Source organism: Winogradskyella sp., assembly GCF_028282165.1.
Taxonomy (GTDB): Bacteria; Bacteroidota; Bacteroidia; order Flavobacteriales; family Flavobacteriaceae; genus Winogradskyella.
Genome location: NZ_JANQIM010000001.1, coordinates 28,005 through 46,151, shown reverse-complemented (window position 1 = coordinate 46,151; position 18,147 = coordinate 28,005). Strand labels below are relative to the sequence as shown.

At 35.2% G+C, this 18,147-nt stretch carries 14 protein-coding genes; 5 read left to right on the top strand and 9 right to left on the bottom strand.

Annotated elements, in window-relative coordinates; genetic code table 11:
* Positions 1 to 21: 21 nt before the first annotated feature.
* Positions 22 to 2,073: a tetratricopeptide repeat-containing sensor histidine kinase gene (locus Q0972_RS00185; RefSeq protein ID WP_299361075.1), complete on the bottom strand. Its 2,052-nt coding sequence runs from the start codon at positions 2,071 to 2,073 to the stop codon at positions 22 to 24.
* A 329-nt stretch (positions 2,074 to 2,402) separates the two neighbouring features.
* Positions 2,403 to 3,533, bottom strand: a complete 1,131-nt coding sequence (locus Q0972_RS00180) for a glycosyl hydrolase 53 family protein (RefSeq protein ID WP_299361073.1) — start codon at positions 3,531 to 3,533, stop codon at positions 2,403 to 2,405.
* Between the two features lie 165 nt (positions 3,534 to 3,698).
* On the opposite strand from Q0972_RS00180, the gene argS reads away from it, so the two are divergent.
* Both argS and Q0972_RS00170 read left to right on the top strand, forming a co-directional pair.
* Positions 3,699 to 5,480 (top strand): arginine--tRNA ligase, encoded by a 1,782-nt coding sequence (argS, locus tag Q0972_RS00175; RefSeq protein ID WP_299361070.1) that lies wholly within the window; start codon positions 3,699 to 3,701, stop codon positions 5,478 to 5,480.
* Between the two features lie 198 nt (positions 5,481 to 5,678).
* Positions 5,679 to 6,977: a carboxypeptidase-like regulatory domain-containing protein gene (locus Q0972_RS00170; RefSeq protein WP_299361068.1), complete on the top strand. Its 1,299-nt coding sequence runs from the start codon at positions 5,679 to 5,681 to the stop codon at positions 6,975 to 6,977.
* A 99-nt stretch (positions 6,978 to 7,076) separates the two neighbouring features.
* On the opposite strand, the gene Q0972_RS00165 is transcribed toward Q0972_RS00170, so the two are convergent.
* The 4 genes from Q0972_RS00165 to Q0972_RS00150 all read right to left on the bottom strand — a co-directional run bounded on the left by Q0972_RS00165 (position 7,077) and on the right by Q0972_RS00150 (position 11,446).
* On the bottom strand, positions 7,077 to 7,622 hold the full coding sequence (locus Q0972_RS00165; protein ID WP_299361066.1) for a YfiT family bacillithiol transferase: 546 nt from the start codon (positions 7,620 to 7,622) through the stop codon (positions 7,077 to 7,079).
* Between the two features lie 44 nt (positions 7,623 to 7,666).
* The gene (locus Q0972_RS00160) at positions 7,667 to 9,964 is read right to left on the bottom strand and encodes a TonB-dependent receptor (RefSeq protein WP_299361063.1); all 2,298 of its coding nucleotides are present in this window, start codon (positions 9,962 to 9,964) and stop codon (positions 7,667 to 7,669) included.
* Entirely contained in the window at positions 9,957 to 10,850 is an 894-nt protein-coding gene (locus tag Q0972_RS00155) for a FecR family protein (protein WP_299361061.1), read from the bottom strand. The genes Q0972_RS00160 and Q0972_RS00155 overlap by 8 nt, the downstream gene beginning before the upstream one ends.
* 80 nt (positions 10,851 to 10,930) lie before the next feature.
* Positions 10,931 to 11,446 (bottom strand): sigma-70 family RNA polymerase sigma factor, encoded by a 516-nt coding sequence (locus tag Q0972_RS00150; protein WP_299361197.1) that lies wholly within the window; start codon positions 11,444 to 11,446, stop codon positions 10,931 to 10,933.
* A 100-nt stretch (positions 11,447 to 11,546) separates the two neighbouring features.
* Here Q0972_RS00150 and Q0972_RS00145 point away from each other — a divergent pair, with 100 nt between their 5' ends.
* The 3 genes from Q0972_RS00145 to Q0972_RS00135 all read left to right on the top strand — a co-directional run bounded on the left by Q0972_RS00145 (position 11,547) and on the right by Q0972_RS00135 (position 16,105).
* Positions 11,547 to 13,523 (top strand): hypothetical protein, encoded by a 1,977-nt coding sequence (locus tag Q0972_RS00145; RefSeq protein WP_299361058.1) that lies wholly within the window; start codon positions 11,547 to 11,549, stop codon positions 13,521 to 13,523.
* A gap of 266 nt (positions 13,524 to 13,789) precedes the next feature.
* Complete coding sequence (gene ffh, locus Q0972_RS00140) at positions 13,790 to 15,121, top strand: signal recognition particle protein (RefSeq protein WP_299361056.1); 1,332 nt, start codon at positions 13,790 to 13,792, stop codon at positions 15,119 to 15,121.
* A 96-nt stretch (positions 15,122 to 15,217) separates the two neighbouring features.
* Complete coding sequence (locus Q0972_RS00135; RefSeq protein ID WP_299361053.1) at positions 15,218 to 16,105, top strand: bifunctional 5,10-methylenetetrahydrofolate dehydrogenase/5,10-methenyltetrahydrofolate cyclohydrolase; 888 nt, start codon at positions 15,218 to 15,220, stop codon at positions 16,103 to 16,105.
* Between the two features lies 1 nt (position 16,106).
* Here Q0972_RS00135 and Q0972_RS00130 read toward each other — a convergent pair whose 3' ends face one another.
* The 3 genes from Q0972_RS00130 to Q0972_RS00120 are packed head-to-tail and all read right to left on the bottom strand — an operon-like array spanning position 16,107 to position 18,147.
* Positions 16,107 to 16,523 carry a VOC family protein gene (locus Q0972_RS00130; RefSeq protein ID WP_299361050.1) on the bottom strand — a complete coding sequence of 139 codons (417 nt, stop codon included), beginning with the start codon at positions 16,521 to 16,523 and terminating at the stop codon, positions 16,107 to 16,109.
* A 7-nt stretch (positions 16,524 to 16,530) separates the two neighbouring features.
* The gene (rluF, locus tag Q0972_RS00125; protein WP_299361048.1) at positions 16,531 to 17,295 is read right to left on the bottom strand and encodes a 23S rRNA pseudouridine(2604) synthase RluF; all 765 of its coding nucleotides are present in this window, start codon (positions 17,293 to 17,295) and stop codon (positions 16,531 to 16,533) included.
* Between the two features lie 24 nt (positions 17,296 to 17,319).
* Positions 17,320 to 18,147: an alpha/beta hydrolase gene (locus Q0972_RS00120; protein ID WP_299361045.1), complete on the bottom strand. Its 828-nt coding sequence runs from the start codon at positions 18,145 to 18,147 to the stop codon at positions 17,320 to 17,322.

The window sequence follows — 18,147 nt, the reverse complement described above, 5'->3', positions numbered from 1 at the left end:
ATTAAATATAGATAAAATTAATTAAGCCTCGGGTGCTGCTTTTGGGAGCTCGATAAAAAATTTGCTACCAACATTTACGGTACTCTCTACCCAGATTCTTCCGTTATTAAGTTCTACTAAATCTTTGGCAATGGTTAAGCCCAATCCAGTTCCCTTTTCGTTTTTAGTACCAACTGTAGTAAAGTTTTTATTTGCATTAAAAAGCTTATCGATATTTTCTCTAGATATACCAACTCCAGTATCCTCAACGCAGATTAAGGCCTTACCATCCACATCTTGATTCGATACTGTAATAACATCACCAGTTCTGCTAAACTTAACGGCATTAGTAATTAAATTCTGTAGTACGATTTCAACCATGCTACGATCTGCATAAACAAAATCACGTTGCGATTCATCAATAAGAACTATACGTTTGTCCTCTACTTTTTGCTCAACCAATGCCATCTTAGTATGGAAAACATCTTGGATATTGAAAAGTTCGGGCTTTGGCTCAAGACTTTGCATTTGCGATTTAGACCAGTTCAATAAATTGAACAAAAGCGAAGATGCATTATTGGCATTTTCACTCAATTCGGGAATCAATTCCCTGAATTCTTCCTTGGAGATGCTGTCTTCTTTTAATAGGTCCAAAAAGGCTTTTATCGACGAAATGGAATCCTTTAAATCGTGAGACACTATTGAAAATAGTTTATCCTTCACTTGGTTAACTTCTTCAAGATGATGGGTCTGTTCTAATATGGCTTCGTTTCTAGCCTGTTCTTGTACCAGTTTCTCTTTCTGTTCTGCGATGAGCACCTTATACTTTTTGTTCTTTAAATAATTAAATAAAAGTAGTGTCAGAAGGACTAGGGCAGCCGCTAGTGCCCCATATAGAACTAATGGATTGTTTAACCATGAATTCTTAGTTTTATTATCCTCTTCGAAAATGTTAATTTCTGTTTCAATAGGATTGGAACTATATAAATCAATAGGCTCAACATCAGTTGGTAAAGTAGGTCGGTCAACTTTAGCAAGTTCTTCTTTTAGATCGTAGTACTTATTTTGCCAGAAGAATGCATTTTGGAAGTAGCCACGCGTAGAGTCTAACGCTATATGAAGTTTGTAATTCTCTAATAAGGCTGTCTTGTTATCAATCTTTTGAGCAATGGTATAGGCTTCATTAAGCTGAATCTCGGCCAGCTTTACTTTTCGTTTTTGAAGATTTAAGTTTCCAATGGCGTTCAATGCTTGTAAAATGCCTTCTTGATTGCCTTGTCTTCTGTTATATTTTAAACCTTCAACTAAATATTCCGAAGCTTTAACGTATTCTTTGAATTCTAAATATTCGCTACCAAGTCTTGGAAGTATTTCACCACGCAGATTTTTGTCAGCAGTTGGGCTTAACATATCCAAAACATTTTCGTAATACTCAATAGCTTTACGATGCTCTTGTCTCAAAGAGTAAAGATCGGCGATGTTTTTGGTTGAAGCTATAATACCTTGGCGGTCGTCAATTCGCTTTCTAACATCGAGTGCCTTAAAGTTAAAATCTATGGCTTTATCAATTTGATTGGTTTTAAAATAGGCTTCGGCTAGATTATTATATGCAGAGCTGAGTTCATCTATTAAACCACGTTTCTCAAAAATATCAATAGCGGACAATGAGTTTTGAAGTCCAACGGTATAATTACCACGTTTTATCTCTATGAGACCAATACTATTGCTCACTTTTGCTACGCCTAAGGTGTCACTGATTTGCAGATAGTATTTTCTGGATTTGTCGTAGTTGTCAATAGCATTGTAATAATCATTACGCTCTGTATATATTAAGGCTCTGAAATAAGTGCTTTCCGCAAGCCCCTTAGTGTAGTTTAATTCTTTGGCAAGCTTTGCCGTTTGGTTAACATAGCGCAGCGCTTTATTGTAATCTTGGATGGCGTAGAGTTCGTTAATGAGTTTTAGCGACAAGTCTACCTTGGTAGAATCAGCATCTTGATAAGCTAATTGTACCGTAAGGTCGTCTATTCTTTCATTTTGTGAAAAAATAATGAAAGAGACAAGACAAACAGCTAATGTCAATAACTGCTTCATCTTCTAACTGTTGATAGACGAAGTACTATGTTTTGGTGTATGAAACTTTTATAGAGGGATGCCAAAAGTAAGTCAACACTAAACAATAACAACGTGGTTAATGTTTGATAATTAAGCCTCATTAATGTTTGGGACATTGTTTAATAGCCTACCAAAAATGCCATAATGTGCTCAAATACGCTAATATTTGGGATTTAATGCTAATAAATTAGATGAAATGACGGATGAAATTAACAAAAAAAAAGCTGTATCGATTAACGGCAAATATCTTAGAAAAAATACCATTTTGTCGATGAAATGCATTTTTGATTTAAGATAATGATAATCAGTTAGTTATGATTAAATATATCTAAAGCAGGTAGAGCTTTGAGCTCAAAATCAAATAAACATTGATTTTCCCAAGAGGTTCCATCGGTCGAAGTTGTTTCATTGCCTTCAAAAGCGACCCAGTCTGGTGCCCAATAGCAGAAACCAATGCCGTGATCGTTAGGTATATTTTTTATGGTTTCTATAAGCCATTCAAAATAAGCCTTTTGACCTTGAGGTGTAGGAGAAAACTCAGTTAAAATCTGATCTAAACTGCCTATGAAGTTGGTCTGGTTATCATTCCATTGTAATGTAAAGGGATAAGCCACTTCAACCATTAAAATGTCTTTATTGAAGGTGTTGGCCAACTCGTTTAATTTTGAAGTTACTAGGTTTAAATCTTTAGTGTGGAATTGAGGGTAATAAGATAGACCAATGATATCAAAATCGAGATTAAAAGGTTCTAGTTCATTAAAAAAGAAGATAGCACGTTCAACATCAGAATGATGAAGCATAATACGAATATTATTTTCTGTATCCACCTCTTTTATGGCTCTAATAGCTTCTGAAACCAAGGTTGCATAGTTTGGCCAATTATCGTTAAAATCATCCCAAACTCTTCCATAATCCCATAGAAAACCGCTGTTGGTTTCGTTACCGATTTGAATAATTTCTGGTAAAGTATTTTGTGCTTTCAATTGCGTTACGACATCCTTGGTGTATTCGTAAATAGCAACTCGTATTTGGTCAAACGTCATGTTCTGCCAAGCTTGTGGTGGTGTCTGACTTCCAGGATCTGCCCAAAAGTCACTGTAATGGAAATTCAGCAGAAAATCCATGTTTCTGGATTTTATTTTCTGAGCATAAGCTCTTACGTCGGTTAAACCATTTTCACCGTTTTGTGGTGTGTGCCAAAGTTTTAATCTTACAAGATTAGTGCCTTTTGATTGTACAAAATCTAACAACTCTACAGAATTTCCGTCTGCATCTTTGTAATCAATATTATAATCTTCCAATTCGCTCTGAAAGGATAAATCCATGCCTTTATATAAGGTGCTTGAATCGCCAGCACCATTGTTGGAATCATTATTAGAATCATCATTGGCTGAACAGGAAACAAAAAGAATTAAAAAGACAAGTTTTAGTAGTTTCATTAGGCATTCAATTCTTAATTCTCAATAATTTATTATTCGAATATCACCAATTCAAATTTAATCATATTTTTAATAAAATAGAACTTCATTATAGTGTTGAAAGTAGCTAGAATCTTAATAAAACTGCTATCTTTGCAGGCGTTTAAAGACAAGCACAACTAAAATATGAAGCTTCAGGATACTTTAGAAGTACATGTAAAGGCTGCTGTAAAAGCCTTGTTTCAATCAGAATTGGAATCTGTGGAATTTCAAGCTACTCGCAAGGAGTTTGCAGGAGATATTACTGTAGTTGTATTCCCGATGTTGCGTGTAGTTAAAGGTAATCCTGCTGTTATTGGGGAGCAAATAGGAAAGTATTTACAGGATAATGTCACTTTGGTTAAGGATTTCAATGTAGTCAAAGGCTTTCTGAATATTGAAATTGATAATACTTACTATTTAGATTTTTTTAATTCAATAAAAGACAACCAAAACTATGGTTTTATTGAGGACAAGGATGAAAAAGCCATCATGGTTGAATATTCTTCACCAAATACCAACAAACCTTTGCATTTAGGGCATGTGAGAAATGTATTGTTGGGCTATTCGGTTGCCGAGATTTTAAAGGCTTCAGGAAAAAAGGTTTATAAGACTCAAATTATCAACGATAGGGGTATTCATATTTGTAAAAGTATGCTGGCTTGGCAACGATTTGGTAATGGAGAAACACCAGAATCTACAGGTTTAAAAGGTGATAAGCTGGTTGGGAATTACTATGTGGAATTTGATAAAGCTTATAAGAAAGAAGTTTCTGACTTGATGTCTCAGGGTCTACAAGATGAAGAAGCAAAAAAGGAAGTGCCCATTTTACTTGAAGCTCAAGAGATGCTCCGAAAATGGGAAGCTGGCGATGATGAGGTCGTTGCCCTTTGGGAAAAAATGAACGGTTGGGTCTATGATGGTTTTGAAGAAACGTATAAAGCCATAGGCGTTGATTTTGATGAATATTACTACGAAAGCCAAACCTATTTGTTGGGCAAGGAATTTATAGCTCAAGGTCTAAAAACTGGTGTTTTCCATAAGAAAGGAGATGGTTCGGTTTGGTGCGATTTAACCGAAGATGGCCTTGATGAAAAAATTGTACTAAGAGCTGACGGTACAGCAGTGTACATGACACAGGATATTGGTACTGCTATACAAAGGATTAAAGATTATCCAGATGTTGGTGGCATGGTGTACACGGTTGGTAATGAACAAGATTATCACTTTAAAGTTTTATTCTTGATCTTGAAGAAGCTAGGTTTTGATTGGGCAGAGAACTTGTATCACCTCAGTTATGGTATGGTAGATTTACCAAGCGGGAAAATGAAGAGTAGAGAAGGTACTGTGGTTGATGCTGATGACCTTATAAATGAAATGGCAGACACTGCTGAAGAGATTTCCAAGGAATTGGGAAAGTTAGATGAGTATTCTGAAGCGGATAAAAAGGCACTATATAAAACCATTGGCCTAGGTGCTTTAAAGTATTACATCTTAAAAGTAGATCCTAAAAAACGGATTTTATTCGATCCTAAAGAGTCTATAGACTTTCAAGGAAATACAGGACCTTTTATTCAGTATACTTATGCTAGGATTCAATCGATTTTAAGAAAAGCTGGAGCTAAGGAAGATGAGGTAAGAGTAGCTGCTGGCGTGCCTCTTCACGAGAAAGAAAAACAATTATTAAAGCAGTTAGAACAATTTCCCGAGGTTGTTCAAAATGCCGCAGAACATTACAGTCCAGCATTAATTGCTAATTATACATATGATTTGGTTAAAGATTTCAATTCATTTTACCAAAATGTATCCATTCTTGGTGCAGATAGAGAAGAAGAAAAAGTCTTTAGGGTAGCGCTTTCAAAAACTGTTGGGCAAACCATTAAAAATGCGTTCAGTGTTTTGGGTATTGACGTACCAAAACGCATGTAGGTCTATCGATAGTGCTACTGTATTATACTATTTTTAACACTATGGCCTAGAAGCTTCCCGTGTTTTTTCCGTATCTTAGTAGTTGATTAATTGTTAAATAATTATGCTATAGCTAAGCCAAAAAAGTATCGTTGATACTCACTTCATTATTATTGGCGAAATACATCTGGCTTACTTAGAACGATAAAAATTGATCAGATGAAAACACTTAATTTTTTTAAATCTTTTACCAACGTATTAATTGCGGTTTTGTTGGTGAACTTTACATTAAATGCTCAGGAAAGCTTTACTGAGTATAGTGGAAAAGTTGTTGATGGCAAATCTAATAAGATTCTAGAAGCTGTTAACCTCAATATTAATGAAACTAACATTAGTACAATTACCAACTCTGAGGGTGAGTTTTTGCTAAAAGTTCCAAATGATTTCTTAGATTCAAAAGTAGTTGTTACTCTGTTAGGCTATAATACACGTGTTATACCGCTTTCAGAATTATCCAAAGAGAATAACGTTATAGAATTGTACCAGGCTGTGACAGAGCTGGCTGCGGTTAATCTTACTGCGTTTAAGGATGCAGAAAGTCTGGTGCGAAAAGTATTCAAAAGTAAGAATGAAAGTCATCAAAACGAGTCGGTTTATATGACAGCGTTTTACAGGGAAACTATTAAACGCCGTAACAGAAATGTATCATTAACCGAAGCTGTAGTTAATGTAATGAAATACCCAAATAACTCATCAGTACCAGATGCCATAAAACTTAATAAGGCGAGAAAAAGTACAGATTATAAGCGTTTAGATACCGTTTCTGTAAAACTTCAAGGAGGTCCATTCTCTACTATATATTTAGATATTATGAAATACCCAGAGTATATATTCACCGATGAGACTATTCCTAATTACAGCTTTTCATTTGCTTCGCCGTCAACAATCAATAATAGAAGCGTGTATGTTGTTAATTTTACACCAAAAAATGAAGCTCTTAATTACGGTTATAATGGACAACTATTTGTAGATGTAGAATCCCTGGCTTTGGTCAGTGCTGATTATACGTTGGATTTGAGCAATAAAAACAAGAGTAAAAATCTATTGGTAAAGAAAAAACCTAGTAGTGTGGTTGTTTATCCTTTAGAAGCCAGTTATAAGGTTGATTATAAACAGAAGGGTGATAAATGGTATTATAGTTATTCAAACTTATACTTAAGATTTAAGGTCAATAAGAAACGGCAATGGTTCAACAAAGTATATAGCTTGTCTAGCGAAATGGCGGTTACCGATTGGGAAATAAACATTTCTGACCGTAAAATTAGAAATAAGGAAAAGCTAAGGCCTTCTGTAATTATTACTGATGCTATTTCTGGGTTTTCAGATCCAGATTTTTGGGGTGAGTATAATCTAATTGAACCGGATAAATCTATTGAGTCTGCTATTGAAAAGATTAAAAAGAATATAGAAAAACAAAAACAAAGAGAAAAAAGGGAAACTGCTAATGGTAAGCCTTAAACCCATTTGATAGAGAATGATTAATAAAAAAGCCCAAAAATATTTTGGGCTTTTCGTTTTTATGTAATGTCAGAATTTATGATTTCTTTTGATTATAGCTCAATTAAATTTTCCCTTATGATATAGGGCTTGTTCTATGTGGGCAAAATGATGGTTGCTATGCCAGGCATATACACCAATGGTTTCTTCTAAGGAGTAAGTCTTACCGTATTCTGGATGAATAAATTCTCGTTTTAAATCCAATTCAGAAAAACTTTTGAGTAAAACCCCAAGCTTTTTGTGTACGCCTTTTAGAATAGAGATAGGTGTATCGATAGGTTCTGAATAGTCAATGAGTTTGGCAAAGCGGTCTTCAAAATAGGGTCTTATTGTTGGTCTACTTTCAGTTAATGCTAGCTTAAATCGTATAATACTGTTCATATGACTATCGGCACAATGATGCACAACTTGTCTAATAGTCCAACCTTTAGGCCTATACCTAAAGTTTAATTCTATATCACTTAGATGTTCTGTTACAGACGCAATGCGGTTAGGCAATGATTCTATTGAGGCTATCCATTCATTAAGGTGTTCTTGGGTAATGGTTTTGGGCTTTTCGAATTCGCCTATTGGAAACCTTAGTTTATAAAATTCTTGTTCTGTCATAGAAAGAAAGTTTAGTGCTTAAATTTAAGCATTTAAAGATTAGCTTAGAAATTTACCCTAAAGCTTAGATTTGGAGTGAATTTTAGTGATCTATTGTCAATTTCCACGATGTTATCGTCCGAATCAAATGTATAATAGCGATTGATAACGTTAGACCTGTTAAAAAGATTCCATATCGAAGCACCAGCTTCAGCTTTAATGCCTTTAGACAAGTTGAATTTATATATGGCAGAGAGGTCAGTTCTAAAATAGTCTGGTAATCTTTCGCCATTGGGACTGTTGTATTCTATGAAAGTATTGTTGTCGATTTGATTTTCTGCAGGCGTTGTATAAGCACGGCCAGAATGCCAGTTAATCCCTAGACCGATTTTAAAATTATTGAGACTATAGGTTAAAGAAGTATTAGCGACATGAGTGATGTCTACTGTATTTGGAAAGGCACTACTGCCATTAATTGTATCGAACGTATAATCATTCTCACTTAAGGTATAACTTAACCAAGCACTAAAGTCGTTGAAGCGTTTGTTAACAAGAAAATCCAAACCAGTAACGGTGTACGAGCCAATATCATTTGCAAACTGAAATTGATTTTGAAAACCTTGACTTTGCGCTGTAATGTCATCGACATTTTTATAATAGCCTTCAAGGGAAATCAACAAATTGTTCTGATTGTAGCTAATGCCCAATGAAATTTGTTGACTTCTAACCAGCGGTACATCCTCTAAATTAGAGAGTTGCCATCGCCGTTTTTCAATACCAAAGAAGTCTTGCTGTAGATCTATAATCTGAGTAATGGATTGGTTTTTTAGTTCGCCTAGAATTTCGAGCCGAAAAGCATCAGATATTTTTTGGTTGAAGGCAAATCTAGGTTCTATAACGAGCTCTTTTAATTTTTCAAAATAGCTGATTCGAGCACCCAAGCGAATATAAGTATTGCGTGATTTTGAATAACGTTCGGTCTCTCCAAAAAAGGCATGAGTTCTAATGATTTCTTTTACTAGACTAGTGAAATTAGGATTGGTGACATCTTCAAAATTTGTAACAGCGACCTCATTGAACTGATAACCTCCTCTAAGCTCGGTATTATTGTCTATAGTTTTTGATATATCCAAACGTAATCCATAATCCTCTACTTTGTTCTCTTGGATGAGAAGTTGGTTATTAGTGATGTCACTATTTTGAGCGTCTAGATCATAATTGGAATAATAGAATTGAGCAGATGTATTTATGTTATCTTTAAATGTTTTAGAATATGTTGCACTAGCACCATAGCTTACTTGATTTAAGGCGTTTCTAGTTTCTTGAAAATTATCTCCAGAATCTAAGAATATCTGATTGTAATCGAGATTGTTGTAAATGTTGAGCATACTAACACGAAGTTTTGAAGTAGCATCGATATTGTACAAAAACTTAGCATTAATATCATAAAACAAAAAGCGCTCATCTAAAGCAAGAACTGTATTTACATCATTAGAGGTATTTAGTTCAGAATCTCTAAAAATACGGTCAAAATACGCATCGTAAGTAGTAGAAACCAAAATATCCGTAAATGAACGTCTTGCAGATAATTGTAACTCCATCTTTTTATTCAAAGGAATTTTTGCAAAACCATCTGCGTTAAGAAGATTAGAGCCTAGTCCAGCACTAAAGTTATTGTCAATTTCATCTAAGTTTTTAATGGTAATCGTGCTGGAAACACCGTTTCCATAAAGCGCACTAGTACCGTTCTTTGAGATTCTTACTTCTTCCGATAAATAAGGATTGAATGCGGAAATTAATCCAAAGAAATGACCAGATTGATACATTCTAATACCTTCATAAAGAATAAGGTTTTGATCATTGGTGCCACCTCTAACGTTTATATTTGAGATGCGCTCGTCAACACTAATAATTCCAGGTAAATTCTGCAAGATATGCAATACATCAGGTTCAATTAAACCTGGAAGAATATCGAATGCATTAGCATCAACCTCTATTGCACCATTGTTTGTTTTTGAAATACCTTTAGTTAAATAGTTGTTCACAACGACCTCCTCTAGACGCTGAACCGAGTTGTTCTTTGGTACTATGGCAATAAATCTGCTATCTAATATTTTGAAGTTTAGTGACGTTAAATAACTTAATTCGTTTAGTGCTTGTTCTAGAGAGAGTTTAGGGTTTAGAGGAGGTACTGATATGTTATCAATAGTTTTAGCCTCGTAAGAGAACTTAATATCATATCGTTTTTCTAGTTGTTCAAGAACTTGAACAAGCGGTATGGGTTCCTCATTTTGGCTATGAGCTAAACTAAAAGAGGCAACTATTGAAAAAAATAAGATTACACGTAGTAAATGTTTATTCACGCTTCAACACAATAGAAGTTCCGGACTTACTATAGCTTAAATTTAAAGGTATTGTAACAGATTGCAATGCTAAATCTAGATTTTTGTGTGTAATACTTCCACTGAACAATCGTAATGCATCTGCTTTATCAACTGTAACTTTTATATCATAGTAATTTTCAAGTTCGGTAATAACGTGTTTTAAAGGGGTGTTTTTAAAGTTACTTTCACCACGCAACCAAGATGGTTGCGCAGCGATTTCTTTTTCATTAGCAAGTAACTTCCCATCGATTATTTTAATACTTTGTTTAGGATTTAATTTTACGACGTCTCCGTTCACTTTTACACCTACCAATCCCTCAAAACAGGTAACTTCAAAATAGTTATGACGTTCTTTTACATTAAATTGAGTGCCCAAAACACTAATAACTGCACTCTCTGTTATAACATCAAATTTTTGGCCTTTAGCGACTTTAAAAAATGCTTCTCCATTTAGTTTTACTTCTCGGTTTTTGGTCCATTTGCTTTTATTAAAAGCTATTGAAGAATTAGCGTTAAGGACAACCGAAGAATGATCTGGCAGTTCTACATTAGTTTGTGTTGCAATTTGGGTATTGACTTTAGTATCTAAAGTCGTAGTGTAGTAATATACACTGAAACAAAGGGCTAAAATAGCTGCTATTCTTAATAGAGGTTTATACCAATTAACTTTAGCTTTCTTAGGCTTAAGTTTTGATTTTAGATGCTCATAATGACTGTCAACAGCAAAATCAGGAGATTTAAAAGACTTTAAGGCATTATCTATCAGGATTAAACTCTTGTAATCCTCTAGCTGCTCAAAGGCTTTTAATTCTTCAGCATTTAGGTTATTGTCTAACCATTTTTTTATGAGTTCCTCTCTGTTCATAATGTTATTTCACCTATATAACAGTTAATTGATAAAAATTCCTACCCTTACTAAAGCTGTAGGTCATAATTTGTGGCCTTTTATAATCCGTCGATATCTTCTCGTAATTTTTTTAATGCACCATAAATTCGTTTTTCAACCGCTTTTATGGATATATCCAAAATTGCGGCAATTTCCTTAAACCGTTTTCCTTCAATACGATTCATTAAAAATGCGACACGTTGTGCTTCGGTTAAATTAGCGAGGGCGCTCTGTAACTTTTTATGATATTCTTTTTCTTGTAATACAAACTCAGGCGATTCGTTCGTAGACTTTTTTTGAGGGAGTTTCTCATATTTCAGAACCACTTTTTGATGAGCCACTGCATTAAGCATCAAATTGTTTGCAGTAGTAAACAAGAAACTTTTTGCTTTATCGGGAGAAACCTTTCCACAGTTTTGCCATAGCTTTATAAAGGCATCTTGTACCTTATCTTTAGGGTTTAAATGATCACCAAATTTATAATAGAGAAAATCATGAAGGTTTTGTGAGTGTTTTTTATACAAACGCTCAAACAAATGCTCTTCGCAAATATGATCTTGTAAAGGTCGGCCCATAACTTTCGCTGCACAAAGTATAAATAAATTTTTTAAGCTGAGGGTAGGGGAAATAAATCTAAGATTGTTGTATAATAAAAATTGCAAAGCTCCAAGTGTTATGAAAATGAAAATCAATCAGTTATTACTATATACTTTTTTTGCCCTTTTAACATTTTCTGCCTGTCAAGATGAAGAAGTAGGTATTGTTGAAACGGATGAACAAGAAATCATCCAACCCAACTCCCAATTGGCTTCATTCATGGCTAATGTCACGGCCAATTACGGAGCCTATGATGATATTTTGGATGGAGCCAGTTGCTTCTCTGTAGAGTTGCCCGTTACTATCATAGCAGGCGATACCACTATTGTTATTGAAACATTAGAGGACATTGAAGCGTTGGAAGAATTGTTTGAGGAATTCGAAAGCGAAGATGACTTTTTTGACTTCATCTTTCCTATTACTATAGTTTTTAGTGACTATACAGAAATCGTTATTGAGAATGAGGAACAACTTGAAAATTTGGTAGAGGAATGTTATTTAGACGAAGACGATGATGAAGATATTATTGAGTGTGTGGATTTTGTTTATCCGATTTCATTTTCTGTCTTTAATTCCCAGTTTAGTATTATCGACACTATTACAATAGAAAGTGACGAAGCATTGTATGACTTTTTGGATGACTTGGAAGATGATGAAAATGCACTAATAGTAAGCTTAAATTACCCAGTAACATTAGTATACCCTAATGGAGAAACTGTACAGGTCAATTCTAACCAAGAACTAGCAAATGCTATAGAAGCTGCAGAAGATGATTGCGATGAGGATGATATTTGCGACATCGATATTGAAGTACTCGAAGCACTGTTATTGGAATGTGCTTTTGAAGTAGAAATATATGATGCGGATGACAATTTATCCGATACACTTCAATTTGAGTTTAGTTCATCTGGATCAATCGTGGTTACAGGAGATCCAACAGTAGTTGACGATGGAGATTGGGAACTGCAAGAAACTGATTTAGGGTATAAACTAATAATTGAGGGATTGCAAACCTTTACCATAGCTAATGGCCTGTGGTTATTAGATGAGTGCGACGAAGATGATGAGTTGGAATTTATAAAAGAGACTGATAATGGTTTTATTACTATGGAACTAGAGTCAGATTGTGACAATGGTGAAGAAGACGAAGTTTTTGATTGCTTTTACGATTTTGAACTTGTAGAATGCTTAGGACCAAACAATCTTGCAGAATTTAATTTAAGTGCCAATACGATTGGTTTAATAGATTGCCCATACAACTTTAGTGCATCTTTCCATGTTACCGAGGCAGATGCAGAAGCAAATGTAAATGCCATTGTAGAAACAGAATCCTATTGGTCGGAAGCAGGCGAAGTTTATCTTAGAATAGAAGCAGAAAGTGGAAATTTTGAAATCTTTACAGTGTATTTAATTACAGATGAGTGTGATTATTTTGAATGTTTTGATAATTATAGTCTTGTTGTCTGTGATGAAGATGATGGTATTGAAGATGGTTTTGGGATTTTCGATTTGAATCTTATTTTTTCGAATTGCCCAAATGATGATGTAGAATATAACTTCTACATAACCTTAGGTGATGCAGAAAATGAAACCAATGCACTAATAAGTCCTTACACTAATATCTCTAATCCTCAATTAATATATTCAAGAGTTGCTCTAGCAGGAGATTCGAGTATTTATGAAATATTTACTCATGAATTAATTGTTGAGGACTGTAATTACAACAGTGGGTGTACAGAACAAGAAGTAGATGCATATTTATTAGATTGTATATGGAATGCAGTTAATTATAACGGAAGCGATAATCTAATGGAATGGAATTTTGATTTTGAAGATGCCAACAATATTGTTGTAATATATACAGATACTCAAACTATTGATGCCTTGTGGACTACATCGCAATCAGAAGATGGCGTTATTGTGACTTTTACAAATGTAGCAGGACCAAACATCCAAGAGATAACAGGTGAATGGTTGGTTGTAGAATGTGAAGACAATAGGTTGGAGCTGCATAGGGGAGAAGATATTTTAGTCTTAGAGAAAGACTGTGATTAATAAAAAGTACCACTAAGTTAGCTAGTAATTTTAGTAAGTTTAAGTTGATGAAGAGGGTTGCCAACCGCTAGGCGGCTCTTTTCTTTTTAGTACAGCTCAATATTTAGAAGTCAGTAGGATGTATCCCATAGTGTAAGTTGAACCAATCCTGATCTAGAGTGGGATGTTTACAGTATTCTTAAATATAGCCTTATAGAATTATAGATATGCCATTCGTTTATCTCTTGTAAATTCTTAAATTTGCAACTTCAAAAGAGATAAAGATTATGTTTAATAATTTAAGTGAAAAGTTAGATAAAGCGTTACACGTTCTTAAAGGGCATGGGAGCATTACAGAAGTTAATGTTGCCGAAACCTTAAAAGAGGTAAGACGTGCGCTTTTAGATGCCGATGTTAATTTTAAGATTGCCAAGGAATTTACCAATAAAGTCAAGGAAAAAGCATTAGGTCAAAATGTATTGACCACATTACAACCGGGCCAGTTAATGGTCAAAATCGTTAAGGATGAGTTGACCGAGCTTATGGGAGGAGATGCTGAAGGGATTAACCTTTCAGGAAATCCGAGTGTCATCTTAATGTCTGGTTTGCAAGGGTCTGGTAAAACTACCTTCTCTGGTAAACTTGCTAATTATCTCAAAAACAAGAAAACCAAAAAACCTTTACTAGTAGCCTGTGATGTATATCGTCCTGCTGCGATCGATCAGCTTCATGTGGTGGGAGATCAAATCAATGTTGAGGTCTATAGTGATAAAGGAAACAGTGATCCGGTTGCTATAGCTCAAGCTGGTATAGCACATGCAAAAGCCAATGGTCATAATGTAGTGATTATAGATACTGCTGGGCGTTTGGCAGTTGATGAGGCCATGATGACTGAGATATCTAACATCCATAAAGCTATTCAACCGCAAGAAACCTTGTTTGTTGTAGATTCTATGACAGGTCAGGATGCTGTGAATACAGCTAAAGCCTTTAATGATATTTTAAACTTTGATGGTGTCATTCTTACCAAGTTAGATGGTGATACTAGAGGTGGTGCCGCGATTTCTATTAAATCGGTAGTCAATAAGCCCATCAAGTTTATAGGTACAGGGGAGAAGATGGAAGCAATTGATGTCTTCTATCCTTCACGTATGGCCGACCGTATTTTGGGAATGGGAGATGTGGTGTCCCTAGTAGAGCGTGCCCAAGAGCAATTTGATGAAGAAGAAGCGCGAAAACTCCAAAAGAAAATTGCAAAAAACCAGTTTGGATTTGATGATTTCTTAAAACAGATTCAGCAAATCAAAAAAATGGGTAACATGAAGGATCTGATCGGAATGATCCCTGGAGCGGGAAAGATGATGAAAGGTGTTGATATTGATGATGATGCCTTTAAGGGTATTGAAGCCATAATACATTCTATGACACCAGCCGAGCGTGCCAACCCATCCATAATCAATGCTAGTCGTAAAAAACGTATTGGGAAGGGTTCTGGTACTTCTGTACAAGAGGTAAATCAACTATTAAAGCAATTTACCCAAATGAGCAAAATGATGAAAATGATGCAAGGTGGCGGCGGAAAGCGTATGATGCAGATGATGAAGAATATGCCTAGATAAGATACTTAAATTATTGTCACCTCGAGCGTCTGCGAGAGGTCACATAATTATTAATATATAAAAAAGGTCTCGACTGCGACTGAAAACTAATAAAACATGACTATACTAGACGGAAGAAAAACAAGCAAGGACATTAAGGATGAGATAAAGGTTGAAGTTGACAAAATGAAGGCCAATGGTGAAAAAGTGCCGCATCTTGCAGCAGTCATTGTTGGTAACGATGGTGCAAGTTTAACTTATGTCGGAAGTAAAGTGAGAGCTTGTGAGCGTGTTGGATTTGAGTCTACTATGATACGCATGTCAAATACCACAAGTGAGATTGAACTGCTAGATAAGATTGAAGAACTTAATAGCAATGATGATATTGACGGCTTTATTATTCAATTGCCGTTACCACCTCAAATTAATACGCGTAAGGTGTTAATGGCCGTAAATCCAGACAAAGATGTAGATGGATTTCATCCGACAAATTTTGGAAAAATGGCCTTGGATATGTCAACATTTATTCCAGCAACACCATTCGGTATTCTTGAGTTACTAGATCGCTACGGCGTAGAAACGGATGGTAAGCATACTGTTATTATTGGTCGTTCGCACATTGTAGGTCGGCCTATGAGTATACTTATGGGGCGCAAAGGATTTCCTGGAAATTCTACAGTGACATTGACGCATAGCCATACCAAAAATATCACACAGATTACATCTCAAGCAGATATTATTATTTCAGCCTTGGGTATTCCAAATTTCCTAAAGGCAGAAATGGTAAAAGATGATGCTGTAATCATTGATGTTGGTATTACACGTGTTCCCGATGACTCAGAAAAGGGGTATTATATTACTGGTGACGTCGATTTTGAAAAGTGTAGTAAAAAAGCAAGTTATATAACTCCAGTTCCTGGAGGTGTAGGGCCAATGACTATTGCTATGCTTCTGAAAAATACACTTTTAGCAAGAGAACAACATAGAAAAAATAGAAGAAGTTAGTTCATTTTGCAAATAATTGGCTCAAATCCTTAAAAGCTTTAAACTCCAAAGCATTACCTGAAGGATCTTTAAAAAACATGGTCGCTTGTTCACCTACCTGACCTTCAAATCGTATGTAAGGGTCAATGATAAAGGCTATGCCTTTAGATTTTAAAAGGTCTGCAAATTCTTGGAATGTATCCCACGGTAAGACCACACCAAAGTGAGGAACAGGAACATCTTTACCATCTACAAGGTTGGTATGTAGCTCTTCTTTTTTCGGTTTATAATGAATGACTAGTTGATGTCCAAAAAAGTTGTAATCTACCCAATGGTCACTACTTCGTCCTTCTTCAAAGTTTAAGGTATTGGTGTAAAAATCCCTACAATCTTCGATATTGTGAACAGGAATGGCTAGATGAAAAGGTGATAAAGACATATTAAAATTAGTTTTTTCGATTTCTAGGTTGTCTATTGGGTTGGAACGTTTTTTTTGAGTCACTGATGAGTTCACTCAAGGTTATAAACTCTTCATTGGTAAGTTCGCGATATTGCCCAACAGGTATATCGAGCTTTATATTCATAATTCTAATGCGCTTAAGCGTTTGTACTTCATAATTCAAATACTCACACATACGGCGTATCTGACGATTCAAGCCCTGGGTAAGAATAATACTAAAGGTGTATTTATCTATTTTTTTAACCTCACATTTTTTGGTGCGTTGCTTTAGCTCTTCAATATAAATCCCTCCGGCCATTCGCTCAATAAAAGTTTGCGAAATAGGCTTATCTACGGTAACCACATACTCTTTTTCATGATTGTTGCTGGCACGAAGAATCTTGTTAACAATATCACCATCATCCGTTAAAAGGATGAGTCCCTCGCTTGGCTTGTCCAAACGACCTATAGGAAAAATGCGTTTTGGGTAGTTGATAAAGTCAATAATATTATCTTTTTCAACACGAGTATCCGTAGTGCAAACAATCCCTACAGGTTTATTAAAAGCGAGGTAAACAAAGTCTTTTTTACGCCCACCAATAATTTCACCATCAACTTTTACTACATCACCTGATGCTACTTTGGTTCCCATTTCTGGTATAACATCATTTATGGTTACGCGACCAGCATCGATTAAGCGATCGGCTTCACGACGAGAACAATAACCAACTTCGCTGAGGTACTTGTTAAGACGTATGAGATGGTTTGACATAATATAATAAAGGTACTATAAAGATTATCTATCAATAAACTCAATAATTTTAGGTGTTAATGACGCATCTTTTAAGCCATGCCCAAAACCGCTAGTGCTAATTAATTCAGAGTTTTTATAACGATTAGCAAATAGCAAAGCATCTTCGTATGGAATTACCTTGTCATTTTTATCGTGAATAATTAAGCCTTTTGCCTTTATGGATTTTGTAAAGTTAGCAGCAGAAAAGTAATCTACAGGCTTGCCAAATCGCTCTAGTACAATGTTATCGAGGCCATTAGAAATGCGCTTATTATAACCCATTAAGGATTTATACCTTGAAAAGACGCCTGTAAAATGTGCTGGTGCGCCAAGTAGTACCATTTTTTTAACTGAATCTAACGGATAGTTATGCATAAAGAAAACACTAGCCATGCCACCAACAGAGTGACCAATAATCACATCGGGTTGAAATTTTTTTGCAATAACATTGATAAATTCGGAGTACAAAACGGCATTAAATAGTTTTCCCCCAGATCGTCCATGCGCCGGTCCATCTAAAGCGATGATATTATAATCCTGTGCTTTTAAATCCTTTAAAATGTAATTCCATCGTGAAGCATTACTTTCCCATCCATGAGTTAATAAAATGGTTTTTCCTTTGCCATTCCAACGATAAGTTGCAATCGTAGTTCCATTATAAGTAACTTCTTCGAATAAAGCTGAACTTACAACTTTTCGTTGCGCTTCGGTATATCGACCTTTGCGAGGTGAAGCAAATAAATTTAAAGCCTTTTTTGAGGCGTATTTAGATGAAATTAAACTCGTAGCATTTAATGCACTACCTATTGATTTTATTACAAAACTACTCAT

Bases quoted from the DNA above. Each gene is read 5' to 3' on its own strand.
- Q0972_RS00170 (WP_299361068.1), top strand. From the start codon at position 5,679: ATGAAAACACTTAATTTTTTTAAATCTTTTACCAACGTATTAATTGCG.
- Q0972_RS00130 (WP_299361050.1), bottom strand. From the start codon at position 16,523: ATGTCTTTATCACCTTTTCATCTAGCCATTCCTGTTCACAATATCGAA.
- Q0972_RS00165 (WP_299361066.1), bottom strand. From the start codon at position 7,622: ATGACAGAACAAGAATTTTATAAACTAAGGTTTCCAATAGGCGAATTC.
- Q0972_RS00180 (WP_299361073.1), bottom strand. From the start codon at position 3,533: ATGAAACTACTAAAACTTGTCTTTTTAATTCTTTTTGTTTCCTGTTCA.
- Q0972_RS00150 (WP_299361197.1), bottom strand. From the start codon at position 11,446: ATGGGCCGACCTTTACAAGATCATATTTGCGAAGAGCATTTGTTTGAG.
- argS (WP_299361070.1), top strand. From the start codon at position 3,699: ATGAAGCTTCAGGATACTTTAGAAGTACATGTAAAGGCTGCTGTAAAA.
- Q0972_RS00120 (WP_299361045.1), bottom strand. From the start codon at position 18,147: ATGAGTAGTTTTGTAATAAAATCAATAGGTAGTGCATTAAATGCTACG.
- Q0972_RS00155 (WP_299361061.1), bottom strand. From the start codon at position 10,850: ATGAACAGAGAGGAACTCATAAAAAAATGGTTAGACAATAACCTAAAT.
- rluF (WP_299361048.1), bottom strand. From the start codon at position 17,295: ATGTCAAACCATCTCATACGTCTTAACAAGTACCTCAGCGAAGTTGGT.
- Q0972_RS00185 (WP_299361075.1), bottom strand. From the start codon at position 2,073: ATGAAGCAGTTATTGACATTAGCTGTTTGTCTTGTCTCTTTCATTATT.
- Q0972_RS00145 (WP_299361058.1), top strand. From the start codon at position 11,547: ATGAAAATGAAAATCAATCAGTTATTACTATATACTTTTTTTGCCCTT.
- Q0972_RS00135 (WP_299361053.1), top strand. From the start codon at position 15,218: ATGACTATACTAGACGGAAGAAAAACAAGCAAGGACATTAAGGATGAG.
- ffh (WP_299361056.1), top strand. From the start codon at position 13,790: ATGTTTAATAATTTAAGTGAAAAGTTAGATAAAGCGTTACACGTTCTT.